Origin of the sequence: Lentzea sp. NPDC051208 (assembly GCF_040682435.1) — a bacterium.
Classification (GTDB): Bacteria; Actinomycetota; Actinomycetes; order Mycobacteriales; family Pseudonocardiaceae; genus Lentzea; species Lentzea kristufekii.
Genome location: NZ_JBFBAW010000022.1, coordinates 1 through 15,676, shown reverse-complemented (window position 1 = coordinate 15,676; position 15,676 = coordinate 1). Strand labels below are relative to the sequence as shown.

Here is a 15,676-nt window from a genome sequence, read left to right as displayed (position 1 = left end):
TCACCACCACCGGTGACGGCACCCGCCCCGCTCACTAGGCCTGCTCGGCCTCGGGCGTCGCCGCGGGCTGACCGGCGGGCGCCTGGCGGTTCTCCAGCTTGATCCCGCACTTGCCGACCAGCGCGAGACCGGCGCCGATCGTCGTGGCCACCGGAGCGGCGAACGCCGCGACCAGCCCGAGAGCGACCGGCACCTCGAGCACCACGTCGTCCCTGCTGTCACGCACGACAACGCGACGGTTCATGCCCTCGCTGACCAGGCCACGCACGGCGTCGACCATCGAGTCGACGGCGTTGCGGGCGGACTCGGACGTGGATTCGCTCATGACTCTCCTAGAACCGCGGATCTCCTTGACGACTCCAGCCTGCCCGCGGCCGGACGTCCTGCCATCAGGGTTTCCCCTGATCCCCACCTGATCTGCCCTCGGCAGGACAGGGTGGTCAGAGCTCGGTGTTGATGATGGCCTCCACGAGCACCTCTCCGTCCTCGGTCAGCGAGACTCCCCCGGCGTCGACGGAGACGAGGCCGCGCTCCGCCAGGGAGCCGAACTTCTCCCGCCACGGGCTGTCGTGCAGGGAGCGGCCGTACCGGGCGCGGTGCAGGTCCGAGCGCACCGGCTGCAGGGTCGACAGCGCCATCTTGACCGCCCTCGCCTCCTGCGCTCCCGCGTCGAACCCGGTGGCGGAGCCGAGCGGGATCCGGCCCGCCTCGACGGCCTGGGCGTAGTTCTTCCAGTTCACGTCGGTGATCGCCTCGGAGACGCGGCAGCTGGAACTGCCGCCCAGGCCGATCGCGACCTCGGCCTCCTGCTTGTCCTGGTCCACCATGATGGACTTCCACTTCTCCGGGCCGAGGCCGTCGCGGGCGAAGTACATCGTGGGGTGCTCGGTGTAGCCGGCGGCGCGCAGGCCGTCCGTCAGCACCTCGCGCATCCGGTACTGCTCCTGCAACGACGGCCAGAAGTGCCCGTCGCGCACGAGCTTCTCGCGGTACTGCGGCAGCTGCCACGGCGCGGGCTGCTCCCCCGCCACTCCCGTCCTGGTCTCGGCGTAGGACTTCAGGTGCAGCTTGGTGCACACCACGGCGGTGACCTCGTTCTCCAGCACCACGTCGAGGTCTCGCCTGACGCTGTCGACGGTCTGGTCCAGCAGGCCGTACATCAGGTCGATGCTGATCCACTCGAAGCCCGCGGCCTGGGCGTTGCGCACGAAGTCGACGCACATCTGCGCGCTGTGCTCACGACCGCACTCGCGCAGCACGTCGTCGTCGAACGACTGGACTCCGCTGGAGAGCTTGGTGCAGCCCAGCTCCCGCAGGGTCTCGAGCTTCGCCGGCGTGAACGTGCTCGGGTCGCCCTCGAAGCGGATCGTCGTCTCCTCGGTGAACCCGAAGTTCTCTCGGTAGAAGTCGAGCAACCGGCGGATGTCCTTCTCCGGCAACAACGACGGCGTGCCGCCGAAGACGTTGAACTCGCCGACCGGGGCGTGCGCGAGCTCCGGCACCCGGCGCAGCCAGAGTTCGGCCTCCCTGATGTTCCAGTCCACCCACCGCGACAGCTTCTCCTCGTTGCGGCCGCCTTTGACCAGCACGACCGGGTACTGGCAGAAGCGGCACTTGTAGGCGCACGTCGGGATGTAGGACCAGAGGTGGATCGGTGCCGTGCCGGTGAGCTGGTCGCTCAGATCGGCGAGGAAGTCGTCGACGCCGTAGCCGGGAACGTTGCCGGGGAACACGTGCGCGCCGAACGGGTCTTCGGTGACGTAGTCGAGCAGGTGCGCGTTGGCGGGGTCCTGCAGCGCCGCCCACACCCTGGGTTCGGAATCGGTCAGAACACGGTTCATCAGAACACGCCTCCATTGCCGAAGTAGTTGTGCGCCTCCCCCGACTCGCGGTCCTCGCAGTAGTACTTCACGAACTCCGCGAACCGGTCCTCCGGCACCGCGTCGAAGCACTCCGGCAGCGGCGGCGGGTAGCCGATGTCCTCGCCGGCGGTGGCGCGCAGCCGGGCGAAGATCTCGTCCCGGAACTCGAGGTAGAGCCGGTAGGACGGCGTCTTGTAAGAGTGGATGGGGAGGAAGTCGACGACGCTCATCTCGGCCTTGATCTCCGCGATGCGCGTGGCGAGCCTGGCCGCCAGGTCCTCGCCGAAGAACGCGATCACGGCGTCCTCGTCCAGGAAGGACGGTGTCAGCAGTACGGGGAGGATGGTGTTCTTCGGGGTGAAGTCCTTGATCGAGAACTCCCAGGCCTGCAACGCCTCGGCTTCGGTGAGATCGGTGGTCTTCGCCGGGGCCTCCGGCCGGATGTCCCGCATGACGATGATGCCGTCGCTGCCGTACGCGCGCCCGGAGATGACCTCGTCGATGGCGTGGTCGACGCGCCGCGGGTTGATCTCGACCCGTGACTTCGGGGCGTAGGCGATGTCGTGGCCGGAGCCCGCGACCTTGATGCCGAAGTCCCAGTCGTCGGACAGGTGGTTGACGAACTTCCCGTGCTGCAGCTGGTAGAAGATCTCGATGCCGCCGACGTCCTCGTAGGCCTCGCGCTCGACCGCGAAGCCCTTGCCGTCGGGAAACCCGCCGAACAACGAGAACGTCACCACGCGGCACCGCAACGTGCGCTGGATGGCGTCCCAGAGCCGTGGCCTGCCGACGAAGTGCTCGGCGTTGTAGTAGTAGTCGCACACCCCGATCGCGGCCTTGTCCTTGTCCATCACCGCGAGCAGCTCGACCAGCCAGCGGCGGTCGACCCGGCAGTCCGCGTCGGCCGACACGAGGTAGAAGCGCTCGCCGGGGTCCTTGCGGTTGCGGCTGCGGCGCACCGCGAACTCCATGCCGGCTCTGCGCGCACACGCCACGCCCTGCTCGCGTTCGCTGATCACGTGGATGTCGACGGGCGAGGTCTCGGCGAACCGGCGGGCGATCTCGACCGTGTCGTCCGTGGAGTTGTTGTCCACCAGCACGATCTCGTACGTGCTGGGGTCGACGTCCTCCTGGTCGCGCAGGGACCTCAACACGGTCTCGATGTTCGCGGCCTCGTCGAACACCGGCAGCACCACGCTGAGCCGCACGTGCGGCCCCATCGCGGGCGGGAACAACGTGCTCACCAGATCGGTCGCGGCCTCGCGGGTGTGCGTGCCCAGTTTGCTGTTGTGCGCCACCACTTCCGCCCGCCTCGCCGCGTTCGTCATGAGTTCGTGCACCTGCCGGGCGAACTCGGGCGTCGGCAGGTCGTGCGCAAGAATGTCGAGCACCGGTGCCTCGTAGCCCGCGTACACCGTGTCGTACAGGGCGTAGCGGCTCGCGATGTACGGCACACCGGCCGCGATCGCCTCACCGATGGGGTTGCCGAAGCTCTCGTAGTCGTACGACGTCAGGAACGACACGACATCGGCGTGCGCGAGCAGGTCGCGCACCGAGAACCCCGGACCCGTCGACTCGCACGGCTCCAGGACGCCGCCGAAGACGACAGGCACTCGAAGCTCTTCCGCGAGCGCGCGGAGTTTCCTGGTCTCGGCCGGGTCCTCCTCGGTGTCACCGGCGACGAACAGGCAGGTGCCCGGTAACCGGGCCACCAGGTGCAGGTCGCGGTCGATGCGCTTCTGCGGGATGATCCTCGTGAACCTGGCGATGATCTTCGTGCCCGGCGCGATGCCGTGGTGGTGGAGGAAGTCGGGCCTGCCGGGGCGGTCCGGCTCGGTGAAGGTGTTCGGCAGCAGGTCGAGGTTGCGCAGCTGCGGCATCCACTCCAGCGTGCGCCGTCTTGCCTCGTCGTGCAGCGCGAAGTAGTGGATGTGCGGCGAGTTGACCATCGGAGGCGTTGCGGGATAGGGGAAGCTGCCGTACTTGGCCGGCTCGCTCTGCCACATCAGGTCGTGGTCGCGCCACAGCACGTACCGACCGAGGTCGTGCGCGGCGCCGTACCGGGCGATCGCCTGGTAGAGCGCTTTCGTGTAGGCGACGTTCTCCGGCAGCGTGCCGTTCTCGACCATGACGAGCGCGACCTCGCGGTCTTCCCAGGTGCGCACGATCGCAGCGGCGAGAGCCTCGGTGACGTGATCGGTGTCCGGCACCTCGTCGCGGCGCACGGATTCCAACGTCGCCGCCACGAATTCGCTGTCGTACCCCGCAATGCGCGCAATGCCGTCGACGCGGTCGAGTTCCACCCAGTCCGGCACTCTTTCGTGCCGGTAGTCCTGGAAGAATCGGCCTTTGTCGGCCTTGATGTCGTAACCGAGGTCGAGATGAACGCGATAGCCCTGGTCAGCGAAGGATCTGGCGGTCTTGAGAAACTCGACCACCACGCCGGACATGGCCGTGGCATCGAACGAGACACCCCAAAGAGCCGGCATAGGCTGCTCCGTTTCGAGTGATTCACTCTCACTCGAACCTAGCATGAAAGCGCTCTCCCGCCAGGTCGCGTCTCAATCGGCTACAGCACCGTCCACTGAGGACTCTTCGGTCGATCAGCGACGTCGAAGGCGTCCGGTCGACGCGCGTCTCCGCCGTCGCGAGGTCGGCGAATCCGGCCCTGACCAGCGCGCCCGTCTGGCACAATCCGCGACTCAGCGCCGCGGCGAGCAGCGCCGAACGACCAGGGGGACTTCCGCCATGCACGTTCGAACACGAAGAGCCGCGCTCGGCGTCCTGCTGACGGCGGGCCTGATCGCGTCGGCCTCCACCTCGGCGGCCGCCCAGCCCACCGGCATCAGCGTCGGGGACAACCCGATCGCGATCGAGATCAGCCCCGACGGAACCCGTGCGTACGTCAGCAACGCGGCCGATCGCACGGTGTCGGTCATCAGCACCGCGAGCCGGACGGTCACCGCCACCGTCGGCGTCGGCACGCAGCCGGAGGGCATCGCCTTCAGCCCGGACAGCCGCACCGCCTACGTCACGAACGCCGGCGACCACAACACCGACTGGGGCTCGGTCTCGGTGATCGACACCGCGACCAGCGCGGTCGTCCGGACCGTGTCGGTCGATCCGCTCAAGTCTCCGAAGGCCATCGCCGTGGCGCCGGACGGCGGCAAGGCCTACGCCGTCGGGTCCAACCACCTGGCGGTGATCAACACGGCGACCGGTGTCTCCCACCCGGTCCACATCGGCGGCAACGCGACGGACGTGCAGATCACCCCGGACGGTTCCCGCCTCTACGTCGCGGACTTCTACAACAGTCGCGTCGTGGTGGTGAACACCGCGACCGAGAGCGTGATCGCCACCGTGCCGCTGCCCACCGCGCCCAACCACATCGCCATCACGCCGAACGGCACGCGCGCGTACGTCACCAGCTACTCGAGCAACAAGGTCTACCTGATCACCACCGCGGACAACCAGATCGGCGCCACCGTGGACGTGCCGGGAGGCCCGCTGGGCGTGACCGCCGCACCGAACGGCGGCCAGATCTACCTCACCGGGCACCAGGCGCACACCCTCATGACGTTGAGCGTGAACACCAACACGATCATCCAGACCAGGCCGGGCGGCTGGTACCCGCGATCCGTGGCCATCACACCGAACGGCTCCGAGGCCTACGCGCTCCAGGCCTACTACGTCTCGATCGCCGACATCTCCAGCGTGAACGAGCCCGGCCCCGACCGGCTGGTACGCGGTGAGAGCCTCACCGCGTACCAGTCCCGGACCTCACCGGACGGCAAGTACCGGCTGCTCATGCAGGCCGACGGCAACCTGGTGCTCTACGTCGCGGCGACCAACCAGGCGTTGTGGGCCACCCACACCCACGGCTCCGGCGCCACCCGCGTGACGCTGCAGCACGACGGCAACCTCGTCCTGTACGCCCCGAACAACGTGCCGAAGTGGAGCACCCACACCTGGAACACCGCGGCCGACCGCCTGCTCGTGCAGAACGACTCCGGCCTCGCCCTCTACGGCCCCGGCGGCACCCGCTTCTGGACGCGCTAGCAACTATTTCGTCGATCCGGCCAGCACGCCCTGCACGAAGTACTTCTGGAACACCAGGAACACGCCGAGCGGCACGACCATCGACAGGAACGCGCCCGTCGAGAGCATGTCGATGTTCGTGCCGAACTGGCGCAGCTGGGCCCGCAGCGCCACCGTGATCGGCGCCGAGTCCTGGTCCGCGAACACCAGAGCCACCAGCAGGTCGTTCCACACCCAGAGGAACTGGAAGATCGTCAGCGAGGCGATCGCCGGCTTCGCCACCGGCAGGATCACCCGCTTGAAGATCACCCACTCCGTCGCGCCGTCCATCCGCGCGGCCTCGATGAGGTCGCGCGGGATGCCGGTGAAGAAGTTGCGCAGCAGGAAGATGGCGAACGGCAGCCCGAACGCGACGTGGAACAGCACCACGCCGGTGATCGTGCCGAACAGCCCCAGGGCGCCGAACAGCTTCGCCACCGGGATCAGCGCGACCTGGATCGGCATGACCAGCAACCCGACGACGACCACGGTCAGCGTCTCGCGGCCGGGGAACTCGATCCACGCCAGCGCGTACGAGGCCAGCGACGCCATCACGACGACCAGCACCGTGGCGGGGACGGCGATGTAGAAGGTGTTCAGGAACGACTGCCACACCGCCTGGTTCGCGACGAGATCGGCGTAGTTGGCCAGCGTCAGCTCGGCGGGCTTGGTGAACACCGTCCACCAGCCGTTCGCGGTGTTGGCCGACTCGTCGCGCAACGACGCGATCAGCAGGCCGAACACCGGCACCAGCCAGAACACCGCCACGAGGGCGAGCACGACCTGCACGAAACCGTTGCCGAGCCGGGCGACGAGCCGCGTCAGCACACTCCGCTTCGGCGCGCCGGACACCGGCACGTCGATGCGGACCTCTTCGGCCACCAGGGTCATGACCGCTCCCGTCGGAATCGGCGGATGTTGAACAGCATCGCCGGGGCCACCAGCAGGAACAGGATCACCGCGAGCGCGCTGCCCGCCCCCTGGTCGCCGCCCGTGCCGAAGGACACCTGCCACATCTGCAGGGCCAGCACGTTGGCCTCGGACTGCACCGAGCCCGGCGCGATGACGAACACCAGCTCGAAGATCTTCAGCACGTTGATCACGAGCGTCACGAACACCACCAGCAGCACCGGGGAGAGCAGCGGGATGGTGACGCGCTTGAACACCTGCCACTCGGTCGCGCCGTCGACCCGCGCGGCCTCCAGCGCGTCCCGCGGGATCGCCGAGAGGCCCGCCGCGATGAACGTGATCGCGAACCCGGTCATGATCCAGATCCAGGACGAGATGATCACCGGGGTGATCAGCGACGCCCCGAGCCAGGTGAGGCCGCGGAACGGCAGAGTGAAGTTCTCCGCGGGCAGCCGCACGGTCACGTCGCCCGCTCCGAGGTCGGGGAACGTGAACCTGCCGTCGTCCCCGGTCGTCGTGCGGGCGACGACCTGGCCGTCCCGCACGGCCTCCACCGCGACGCCGGGCAGTCCGCGCTCGGCCGGGTCGACCGATCCGGCCCTGCCGCCGACCGACACGTCGAGCCACAGCACACCGCGCAGCTCACCGGTGCCCGCGGTCGGCGGAGAGGCCGCGAGCGCCTGCGGGGGCACGTCCTGCGGCGAGTACCCGATGAGCGGCAACGAGATCGTGTCACCCGCCCGGGACGGCCTGATCGAGGCGAAGCCCGCTTCCGTTGCGGCGTAACCGTCACGAGGCCGCGCACCGGGGTACTGCGACGCAGGGCTGAACATGTCGTGCACGCCGACGACGACCGCGTTCACGACGCCCTGGTTCGGCGCCTCGTCGTACACGAGCCGGAAGATGATGCCCGAGGCGAACAGCGAGATCGCCATCGGCATGAACAGCACCAGCCGGAACGCGGTCGCCCACCTGATGCGCTCGGTCAGCACCGCGAGGATCAGGCCGATGCCGGTGACGGCCGCCGGGGCGACCACCACCCAGATCACGTTGTTGCGGAACGCGGTCAGCGTCCGCGGGTCGGTGAAGGTGTCGACGTAGTTGCGCAGGCCGACGAACTCGTCCCCGCTCGCGTCGAAGAAGCTGCGGATGAGCGAGAACACCAGCGGGTAGAGCACCAGCGCCGCGAGCAGCACCAGCGCGGGGAGCAGGAACGGGATCGCCTGCCGGGGCGAGCGCCCCGGCGCGGCGTCCACGTTCACCCGAAGCCTCATTTGCCGTAGGCCTTCGCCGCGTTGGCTTCCAGCCGTTGCATGATCCCGTCGACGTTCTTCGGGTCGGCCAGGAAGTCCTGCAGGTCCTTCCACTCCCCCGCGCCCTTCGTGCCGCCGAACGCGGCCGGCGCGAGGTCGGACATGTCGAACCGCACGTTGTCCCCGGCGTCGACGATCCGCTTGGCGAGCTCCTGGGTCACGGCGTCGGGGTACGCGGACTCCGGGATGTCCTTGTTGGGCGACAGGAACCCGCCCAGCCCGGCCCAGACCTTGCCGGACTCGGGCGAGGCCAGGAACTTCATCAGCTCGGTGGTCGCCTTGTCGTCCTTGAACTGCACGGCCATGTCGCCACCGGCGACCACGGCGTCCTTGCTGCCCGCGACCGACGGGAACGGGAAGAACTTGGCGTCCTCGCCGACCTTCGCCTTGGTGTTCGTGGTGATGATGCTGGCGACGAAATCCGCCTCGAACACCATCGCGGCCGTGGAGGGCTCGCCGAAGACGTTGGTCACGGACTTCGGGAACTCGGTCTGCAACGCGCCGCCCGCGATCAGCGTCGGGTCGCCCCAGAGCTTCGCCAGTTCCTCCAGCGCCTTGCGCACGGTCGGGTCGGTCCACGGGATCTCGTGCTTCGCGAGCTTGTCGTAGTTGTCCGGGCCCGCGGTGCGCAGGTAGACGTTCTCGAACCAGTCGGTGAGCGTCCAGCCGTCCGCGCCGCCGACCGACACCGCGGCGAGCCCGGTCTCGGAGATCGCCTTGCTGGTCTTGATCAGGTCGTCCCACGTCGCCGGCGGCGTGGCACCGACCTGCTGGAAGGCCTTCTCGCTGTACCAGAACGCGGACTTGTTGGCGGCCTTGAAGGTGAAGCCGTAGAGCTTGCCGTCGACGCTGCCGAGCTTTCTCCACACCGCCGCGTTGTGGTCGGTGACGGCCTTCTCGACGTCGGCGTTCACCGGCTTCAGCGCACCCGCCGCGGCGAACTGGGCGACGAGACCGGGCTGGGCGATGAGGGCGACGTTCGGTGGTGTGCCGCCCGAGATTCTGGTCTGCACCACCGTCGGCAGCTCGTCACCGGCGGGTGTGTACTTGACCTCGGCGCCCGTCTTGTCGGTGAACACCTTCAGCACCTGCTCGAAGCTCTTCTGCTCGTCGCCGGTCCACGGGCCGACGACCTCGACGGTCTGGCCCTTGAGGTCCTCGGTGGTCCCGGTTCCCGCCGCGCCGCCGGAGCACGCGGCGGCGGTGAGCGCGAGCAGCGCGATCCATTGCTTCCTCATTGAAGCTCTCCTCTACTTCCAGATCGAGGACCCGGTGGCCGGGTCGAAGAAGTGCAGCCGGGAGGTGTCCACCCAGGCGGCGACGGGTTGTCCTTCGTAGATGCGGGTGCGCGGGCTGAACCGTCCGACGAGGACGGTCCCCTTGCTCGCCCTGGGCAGGTCGTCGGTGCCGGTGTCCTTCGCGAGCTCCCGCGTGTCGTCGGTGACGACCGGCGGGACGTCGACCGGGAAGTGCACGAGGACGTCCGAGCCCATGGCCTCGACCAGGTCCGCGACGGAGTGCAGGATCTCGCCTTCGCGGGCGTCGGCCAGAGCCGTGTCCTCCATGTCCTCCGGGCGGATGCCGACCACGACGTCGCGGCCGACGTACTGCTTGAGCGCGGGCCGTTGCTGCGGGACGGACTCCGGCAGCAGCAGCGCGTCGGAGCCCAGCGAGAGCCAGAAGCGGCCGTCGGGGTCCTCGTCGAGCTTCGCGGACACGAGGTTCATGCCCGGCGAGCCGATGAACCCGGCGACGAACAGGTTGACCGGGCGGTCGTAGAGCTCCTGCGGCGGCCCGACCTGCTGCAGCACACCGCGGCGCATCACGGCCACGCGGTCGCCGAGCGTCATGGCCTCGGTCTGGTCGTGCGTGACGTACACGGTCGTCACGCCGATCTCGCGCTGGATCCGCGCGATCTGCGCCCGCATCTGCACGCGCAGCTTGGCGTCCAGATTGGACAGCGGCTCGTCCATCAGGAACGCCCGCGGGGCCCGCACGATCGCCCGGCCCATCGCGACGCGCTGGCGTTGCCCGCCGGAGAGGTTGCGGGGCTTGCGGTCGAGGTGCTCGGTCAGTTCGAGGACCTCGGCGACCTCGCGGACGCGGTGGTCGATCTCCTTCTTGGGGAGCTTGCGGAGCGTGAGGCCGAACGCGATGTTGTCGTAGACGTTCAGGTGCGGGTAGAGCGCGTACGACTGGAACACCATCGCCACGTCGCGGTCACGTGACGGCACGTCGTTGACGACGTTCTCCCCGATGTGGATCGTGCCCTCGGTGATCTGCTCGAGCCCGGCGATCATCCGCAGCGCCGTCGTCTTGCCGCAGCCCGACGGGCCCACGAGCACCAGGAACTCGCCGTCGCGGATCTCCAGGTTGAGGTCGGTGACCGCACGGGTGCCGTCACCGTAGGCCTTGCCCAGCCCCGTCAGAACGACTTCTGCCACGCCAACTCCCTGGTTCGGTGTGGTGCAGACCGTAGGCCCGCCATCCCTAAGGGAGATTTAAGGACGAAACACGATCTCGATAAGCTCGTGACATCTCTCCCCATCGGCGGGTTCGCTCCTTACGCTGCGTGTATGTCGAAGGTGCTGGTGGTCGAGGACGACCCGGTGGTCCAGGCGGCGCTCGTGCACGCGCTGACCGACCTCGGGCACGTCGTGCACGCCGTCGGCACCGCCGTGGCCGCCCTGCGCGAGGCGGGGACCTCCGAGCTGGACCTGGTGATACTCGACCTCGGACTGCCGGACCTGGACGGCGTCGCGGCGCTGCGGATGCTGCGCGGGGTGAGCAACGTGCCGGTCATCGTGGCGACCGCGCGGGGTGCCGAGGCCTCGGTCGTGAGCACGTTGAACGCGGGTGCGGACGACTACATCGTGAAGCCGTTCTCGGCCGAGCACCTGGCCGCGCGGATCAACGCGTTGCTGCGGCGCACGGGTGGTTCCTCGGCGCCGTCCGAGGTCGTGGAACTCGGCGGGCTGCGCATCGACCTCGCCCAGCGGGCGGCGACGCTCGGCGACTCCGCTCTCGCGCTGAGCAGGCGGGAGTTCGACATGCTGGCCTATCTGGCGCAGCGGCCGGGCCGGGTGATCTCACGGCGAGAGCTCATCCAGGCCGTGTGGGGCAACCCGTACGTGGGCGACGACAAGACGATCGACGTCCACGCGTCCTGGTTGCGGCGCAAGCTCGGCGAGACCGCGGCGCATCCCCGTTACCTGCACACGGTCCGGGGAGTCGGGTTCAAGCTGGCGGCGCCCGAATGAGGGCTGTGATCACCCGCGCCCTGTTGCTCGCCGCCGGTCTGGTCGCCCTGGTTTTCGTGGTCACAGCCGGGTTTCTGGCCTACTCGCACGCCGCGGCCACCGCCGCCGAGGCCGATCGACGCGACGCGGCCGTCGTCACCGGGGTGCTGGCGGTGTCCGCGGATCCCGACGCCGTCCGGGGAACGATCGCGCGCACCGCCGCCGGTGCCGAGGGGCGGTTGTCCGTGGTGCTGGAGGACGGCACGCGGCTCGGCGCCGGCGGTGGCGCGCCGGTCGCTTCCGTTGCCGGGGCGGTGGTTTCGGTGGTGCCCGCCGCCGTGCCGTTCCCGTTCTTCCCGGTGTTCCTGGTCATCGGGGTCGCGCTGGTGGCCTTGGGCGCGGCGGTGTGGCTGGGGCACAGGCCTTTCACGCCCGTGCTGGCGGCACTGCGGGAGTTGACCACGTCGGTCGGGCGGCGGGTGCGGCTGCGCGGGCCGCGCGAACTGGAGGCGCTGGCGGCGTCGATCGACGAGGCCTCGTCGCGGACGTCGCAGCTGCTCGCGAAGGAACGCGAGATGATCGCGGACGTGTCGCACCGGCTGCGGACCCCGCTGGCGGCCCTGCGGCTGGACGCCGACGCGGTGGGGTCCGGGCCCGTCGCCGACCGGATCCGCAGCGCCGTAAGCACGCTGGGGCACGACGTCGACCGGATCATCCAGTCCCTGCAGCCCACCGAGGGCGAGCAGGCCGGCACGTGCGACGTGGCGTCGGTCGTGCGGACGCGGATGGTGTTCTGGTCCGCGCACGCCGCCGATCAGGGCCGGATGTGCGAGATCGACGTGGGCGAGCCCTGCTGGGTGCCGCTGGCGCCCGACGCGCTGGGCGCCGTGGTGGACACGTTGCTGGAGAACGTCTTCCGGCACACGCCTCCCGCCGCTCCGGTCGGGGTGTCGGTGGTGCGGCACGGCGGGTGGGTGACGCTGGTGGTCGAGGACGGCGGCACCGGCGTGGCCGACCCGTCCTCGGCGTTGCACCGCGGCAGCAGCGGCGGCGGGTCGACCGGGCTGGGCCTGGACATCGCCCGTGCCGCCGCGGAGGCGACCGGCGGGACCATCCACCTGGAGCGCGGACGGCTCGGCGGTGCCCGCGTGCGCCTGCGGTTCGGGGAGGCCGACAGCCACCACGAGCCGGCGAGCCCTCGCGCGTGGCGGCTGTGGCAGGGCCACCCCTGACGCCTCCGGTCAGGGCACGTCGATCTTGAACGGGTCGTGGTCGGTGAGCAGCTTGTCCAGCCGGGCTCTGTCCACCCGGCTGGTGATGTAGGTGTCCTCCTGGCGGTCCCTGAGCACCTTCGCCAGCGTGAACGCCGAGGTGACGGTGTAGAGCATCGCGATGCCCAGGAACGCGCGCACCCACCCGTCGACGGGCAGGAACACGACTCCGATGCCGACGGCGGTCAGCGAGAGCCCGAACGAGAGGACCGCCTGCACGTAGAAGGCGGCGGTCGTCGGTGTGTGCGAGGGCGTGGCAGTGGTCATGATCCGAGAGTCCTGCGTCACACCCCGGCTGTCATGAGTACGGCTACTCATGTCCAGGTCACGGTCCGTGCAGCAGCAGGGCGCAGCGGATCAGGCCCGGTCCGCCAACCCCGCCAGTCCTCTGTGGACGCCGGGCGGTGCGGTTCGTGCCCGCCACGCGCAGACCGCCGGCGGCGGGTTCCGACTGGACAACTTTCTGGTCGAAATCCGAATGGGACGCGAACTCCAGCACCGCGGGCTCACGCCCTTCGACCGAACGCACCAATCCACCGGCCGAGCTGTCGGTAACCTGAAGACCCGTCCAGCGGGTTCGCACGAACTCCGTACCGGATGCGTACCGTTGGCCCAGCGGAAGCTGGTTCCTCCGGGGCCGCACCGGAAATGCCCGGCACCACCCGGAACCGGCCGGGTCAGGAAGTCCACGCAGGTCAGGTGAGCAGGCGCTAGGGCCATCAGTCCTGTGTTGGACGGGATTCACACGAGTCCTGAACCTTTTTATTACATCGGATTCGGATGCGTGGATTGTTCGCGTTGAGCCATGTCGATAGGGTCCGCGTATCACCACAGGGCATCAGGTTAAGAGGGCTTTCTTTGATCGGGCAGCGTGGACGACCGTCGTCGGATGCCGACCTGATCGATGCCGTGAGAGACGGCAAGGTCGAGGAGTACGGCAAGCTCTACGAACGGCACGTGCGCTCGGCGACCATCCTGGCGATGCAGCTGTCCACCTCGTCCTCGGACGCCGACGACCTGGTGGCGGAGGCGTTCGCCAAGGTCCTCGCCGCGTTGCGCGGCGGTGGCGGTCCCGGCACCGCTTTCCGGCCGTACCTGCTGACGGCCGTGCGGCACGCGGCGTACGACCGCACCCGCAAGGAGAAGCGGCTCGAGCTCGCGGGTGACATCGAAGAGGTTCCGGGCGCCACCAAGGCGACCAGCGTGCCGTTCCGCGACAAGGCGGTCGAGGACCTCGACCAGGCGCTGGCCGCGACGGCGTTCGCGACGCTGCCCGAACGGTGGCAGACGGTCCTGTGGCACACCGCGATCGAGGGCCAGTCGCCCGGCGAGATCGCGCCGCTGCTCGGCCTGACCGCGAACGGCGTCTCCGCGATGGCGTTCCGCGCGCGGGAAGGCCTGCGCAAGGCGTTCCTGCAGGCGCACATCAACCAGGAGCCGACCGAGAAGTGCCGCGCCACGGTGACGAAGCTCGGCGCCTGGACCCGCGGCGGGCTCAAGGGCCGTGACGCCGTCCAGCTCGACGCGCACATGGACGACTGCGCCGAATGCCGCAAGCTCGCCAGCGAGCTGTCCGACGTCAACGGCGCGCTGCGCGGGCTCGTCGCCCCCATCGTGCTCGGCACGGGCACCGCGGGCTACCTCGCCGCCGCCGCGACCGCGGGCAAGGGCGCCGCGGTGACCGTCAGCCTGACCTCGTGGCTGGGTGTCGCGGCCTCCGCCGCGGCCGTCGTGGTCGTCGCCGCCTCCGGAGTCGTCGGCTCCGACGGCGGGCCGTCCTCGACGATCCCCGGCGCCGCCCCGGCGACCGGCACGAGCAGCTCGGAGGGCGTGTCGCAGACCAGCCAGCCGGGTCAGCCCGGCTCGAAGCAGAACTCGGGCAGCGCGCCGGCGGGCACCTCCGCCGGTTCGGCGGCGCCGGGAGTGGGGACGAGCGGCGCCGCCGGACCGGCGACCACGACGAACAACACGGTCGCTCCCGCGGCGGCCAGCCTGTCCGGGTCGGCGCCTGCCGGTGTCGCCATGACCACCGACGGCCCGCCCAACGAGATGAACATCAGCATCACCAACAACGGTACGGCGCCGACCACGGTGCCAACGTTGACGCTGACCATGCCCGACAAGATCAAGACGGTGGGACCGGGCAAGACCTCGGCGGGCGTCATCGCGTGCCCGGCCGCCAAGGGCACCGTGACGTGCGAGGGCGGCCAGACGCTGGCGCCCGGCGAGACGATCACGTTCCGGGCCCGGCTGCAGGCGGGTCCCAAGGCCGGGGACGGGGTCATCACCGGGGTCGCGGGGCCGGTGCAGGTCAGCATCCCGATCACGATCGCCCAGGCGCAGGCCTGAGTCCACTTCGGACAGCGGGATCGGCGCGGGCACCGCACCATGGGCGGGTGGAGGAGCTCACGGCGGCGTTGACCGAGCTGGAAGCACCGTTCCGCACGCTCGTCGACGACTCGGAGTGGGCGCACGCGAGCGTGGAGGGCCTGGTGCTCGACCTGGGCACGTGGTGGTCCGCCGACGCCCTGACCAGGCTGCAGCCGCAGGTGACGTTCAGCGACGCCTTCACCGAGGCGAGCCGCCACAACGGCGGGACGTACGTCGAGGGGTACGTCTGGGCGGACGGGTTGGCCGTCGCGGCCGCGTGGTGCGGGCTCGGCGGCGCGGTCGTCTACGGGCCCCGTGCCGACGCCTACCTCGGGGTGGCGTTGTCCCCGCACTTCTGCCGCCGGATCCAGCAGCGCAACGGCACAGCCGCGGTGCTCATGAGCAAGCACCCCAGGCTGTTGCCGTTGCTGCGGGACGGACTGCCGCGTGGCGCGGTGCTGCCCGGCGGGAGGCCGGGCCCCCGCTCACTCGACGCCTAGCTTGAGTTTTAACCTCTGAGTGGCTGGGTGAGACCCCGGGTGATCATGGGTGAAGCCCTTGGTCGATTCTTCTTCTTGCGACAGACGAAGATCGAGACCAAGGGCTTCAGTTGATCAGTGTGCACCATGTTCGTG

Annotated in this window: 14 protein-coding genes; 5 read left to right on the top strand and 9 right to left on the bottom strand. The window is 69.4% G+C overall.

The annotated features are described in order from the left end of the window. Nucleotides 1-34 precede the first annotated feature (34 nt). The 3 genes from AB0M48_RS37985 to AB0M48_RS37975 all read right to left on the bottom strand — a co-directional run bounded on the left by AB0M48_RS37985 (nt 35) and on the right by AB0M48_RS37975 (nt 4,351). Nucleotides 35-325 (bottom strand): DUF4342 domain-containing protein, encoded by a 291-nt coding sequence (locus tag AB0M48_RS37985; protein WP_363851670.1) that lies wholly within the window; start codon nt 323-325, stop codon nt 35-37. Nucleotides 326-440: 115 nt separating this feature from the next. Next, nucleotides 441-1,841 carry a radical SAM protein gene (locus AB0M48_RS37980; RefSeq protein ID WP_363851668.1) on the bottom strand — a complete coding sequence of 467 codons (1,401 nt, stop codon included), beginning with the start codon at nt 1,839-1,841 and terminating at the stop codon, nt 441-443. Beyond that, nucleotides 1,841-4,351 (bottom strand): glycosyltransferase, encoded by a 2,511-nt coding sequence (locus tag AB0M48_RS37975; protein WP_363851667.1) that lies wholly within the window; start codon nt 4,349-4,351, stop codon nt 1,841-1,843. Before AB0M48_RS37975 ends, AB0M48_RS37980 begins: the two co-directional genes overlap by 1 nt. 259 nt (nt 4,352-4,610) lie before the next feature. Between AB0M48_RS37975 and AB0M48_RS37970 the strand changes: the two genes are divergently transcribed. Further along, a complete protein-coding gene (locus AB0M48_RS37970; RefSeq protein ID WP_363851664.1) occupies nt 4,611-5,921 on the top strand; it encodes a hypothetical protein in 1,311 nt (436 codons plus the stop codon). A 3-nt stretch (nt 5,922-5,924) separates the two neighbouring features. Here AB0M48_RS37970 and AB0M48_RS37965 read toward each other — a convergent pair whose 3' ends face one another. Genes AB0M48_RS37965 through ugpC form a run of 4 tightly spaced genes read right to left on the bottom strand, consistent with a single transcriptional unit; the run spans nt 5,925 to nt 10,605 of the window. Beyond that, nucleotides 5,925-6,830: a carbohydrate ABC transporter permease gene (locus AB0M48_RS37965; protein ID WP_319989935.1), complete on the bottom strand. Its 906-nt coding sequence runs from the start codon at nt 6,828-6,830 to the stop codon at nt 5,925-5,927. Then, nucleotides 6,827-8,122: an ABC transporter permease subunit gene (locus AB0M48_RS37960; RefSeq protein WP_363851660.1), complete on the bottom strand. Its 1,296-nt coding sequence runs from the start codon at nt 8,120-8,122 to the stop codon at nt 6,827-6,829. The genes AB0M48_RS37965 and AB0M48_RS37960 overlap by 4 nt, the downstream gene beginning before the upstream one ends. Beyond that, nucleotides 8,119-9,399: an extracellular solute-binding protein gene (locus AB0M48_RS37955; RefSeq protein ID WP_363851657.1), complete on the bottom strand. Its 1,281-nt coding sequence runs from the start codon at nt 9,397-9,399 to the stop codon at nt 8,119-8,121. The genes AB0M48_RS37960 and AB0M48_RS37955 overlap by 4 nt, the downstream gene beginning before the upstream one ends. A gap of 12 nt (nt 9,400-9,411) precedes the next feature. Next, nucleotides 9,412-10,605, bottom strand: a complete 1,194-nt coding sequence (gene ugpC / locus AB0M48_RS37950) for a sn-glycerol-3-phosphate ABC transporter ATP-binding protein UgpC (protein WP_363851654.1) — start codon at nt 10,603-10,605, stop codon at nt 9,412-9,414. 132 nt (nt 10,606-10,737) lie between these two features. Here ugpC and AB0M48_RS37945 point away from each other — a divergent pair, with 132 nt between their 5' ends. Beyond that, nucleotides 10,738-11,421, top strand: a complete 684-nt coding sequence (locus AB0M48_RS37945) for a response regulator transcription factor (protein ID WP_363851651.1) — start codon at nt 10,738-10,740, stop codon at nt 11,419-11,421. After that, on the top strand, nt 11,418-12,632 hold the full coding sequence (locus AB0M48_RS37940; RefSeq protein ID WP_363851648.1) for a HAMP domain-containing sensor histidine kinase: 1,215 nt from the start codon (nt 11,418-11,420) through the stop codon (nt 12,630-12,632). The genes AB0M48_RS37945 and AB0M48_RS37940 overlap by 4 nt, the downstream gene beginning before the upstream one ends. Nucleotides 12,633-12,641: 9 nt before the next feature. Here the strand turns inward: AB0M48_RS37940 and AB0M48_RS37935 are convergent, their stop codons facing one another. Both AB0M48_RS37935 and AB0M48_RS37930 read right to left on the bottom strand, forming a co-directional pair. Beyond that, nucleotides 12,642-12,938, bottom strand: coding sequence for a YiaA/YiaB family inner membrane protein (locus tag AB0M48_RS37935; RefSeq protein ID WP_363851645.1), 297 nt, complete (start codon nt 12,936-12,938; stop codon nt 12,642-12,644). Between the two features lie 58 nt (nt 12,939-12,996). Continuing rightward, nucleotides 12,997-13,314 (bottom strand): trehalase-like domain-containing protein, encoded by a 318-nt coding sequence (locus AB0M48_RS37930; RefSeq protein WP_363851642.1) that lies wholly within the window; start codon nt 13,312-13,314, stop codon nt 12,997-12,999. Nucleotides 13,315-13,580: 266 nt separating this feature from the next. On the opposite strand from AB0M48_RS37930, the gene AB0M48_RS37925 reads away from it, so the two are divergent. Both AB0M48_RS37925 and AB0M48_RS37920 read left to right on the top strand, forming a co-directional pair. Further along, a complete protein-coding gene (locus AB0M48_RS37925; RefSeq protein ID WP_363851639.1) occupies nt 13,581-15,020 on the top strand; it encodes a sigma-70 family RNA polymerase sigma factor in 1,440 nt (479 codons plus the stop codon). A 47-nt stretch (nt 15,021-15,067) separates the two neighbouring features. After that, nucleotides 15,068-15,541: a hypothetical protein gene (locus AB0M48_RS37920; protein ID WP_363851636.1), complete on the top strand. Its 474-nt coding sequence runs from the start codon at nt 15,068-15,070 to the stop codon at nt 15,539-15,541. The last annotated feature ends 135 nt before the right edge of the window (nt 15,542-15,676 follow it).

Excerpts from the sequence above, each read along its gene's own strand:
- AB0M48_RS37985 (WP_363851670.1), bottom strand. The coding sequence starts at position 325 with ATGAGCGAATCCACGTCCGAGTCCGCCCGCAACGCCGTCGACTCGATG.
- AB0M48_RS37980 (WP_363851668.1), bottom strand. The coding sequence starts at position 1,841 with ATGAACCGTGTTCTGACCGATTCCGAACCCAGGGTGTGGGCGGCGCTG.
- AB0M48_RS37975 (WP_363851667.1), bottom strand. The coding sequence starts at position 4,351 with ATGCCGGCTCTTTGGGGTGTCTCGTTCGATGCCACGGCCATGTCCGGC.
- AB0M48_RS37970 (WP_363851664.1), top strand. The coding sequence starts at position 4,611 with ATGCACGTTCGAACACGAAGAGCCGCGCTCGGCGTCCTGCTGACGGCG.
- AB0M48_RS37965 (WP_319989935.1), bottom strand. The coding sequence starts at position 6,830 with ATGACCCTGGTGGCCGAAGAGGTCCGCATCGACGTGCCGGTGTCCGGC.
- AB0M48_RS37960 (WP_363851660.1), bottom strand. The coding sequence starts at position 8,122 with ATGAGGCTTCGGGTGAACGTGGACGCCGCGCCGGGGCGCTCGCCCCGG.
- AB0M48_RS37955 (WP_363851657.1), bottom strand. The coding sequence starts at position 9,399 with ATGAGGAAGCAATGGATCGCGCTGCTCGCGCTCACCGCCGCCGCGTGC.
- AB0M48_RS37945 (WP_363851651.1), top strand. The coding sequence starts at position 10,738 with ATGTCGAAGGTGCTGGTGGTCGAGGACGACCCGGTGGTCCAGGCGGCG.
- AB0M48_RS37940 (WP_363851648.1), top strand. The coding sequence starts at position 11,418 with ATGAGGGCTGTGATCACCCGCGCCCTGTTGCTCGCCGCCGGTCTGGTC.
- AB0M48_RS37935 (WP_363851645.1), bottom strand. The coding sequence starts at position 12,938 with ATGACCACTGCCACGCCCTCGCACACACCGACGACCGCCGCCTTCTAC.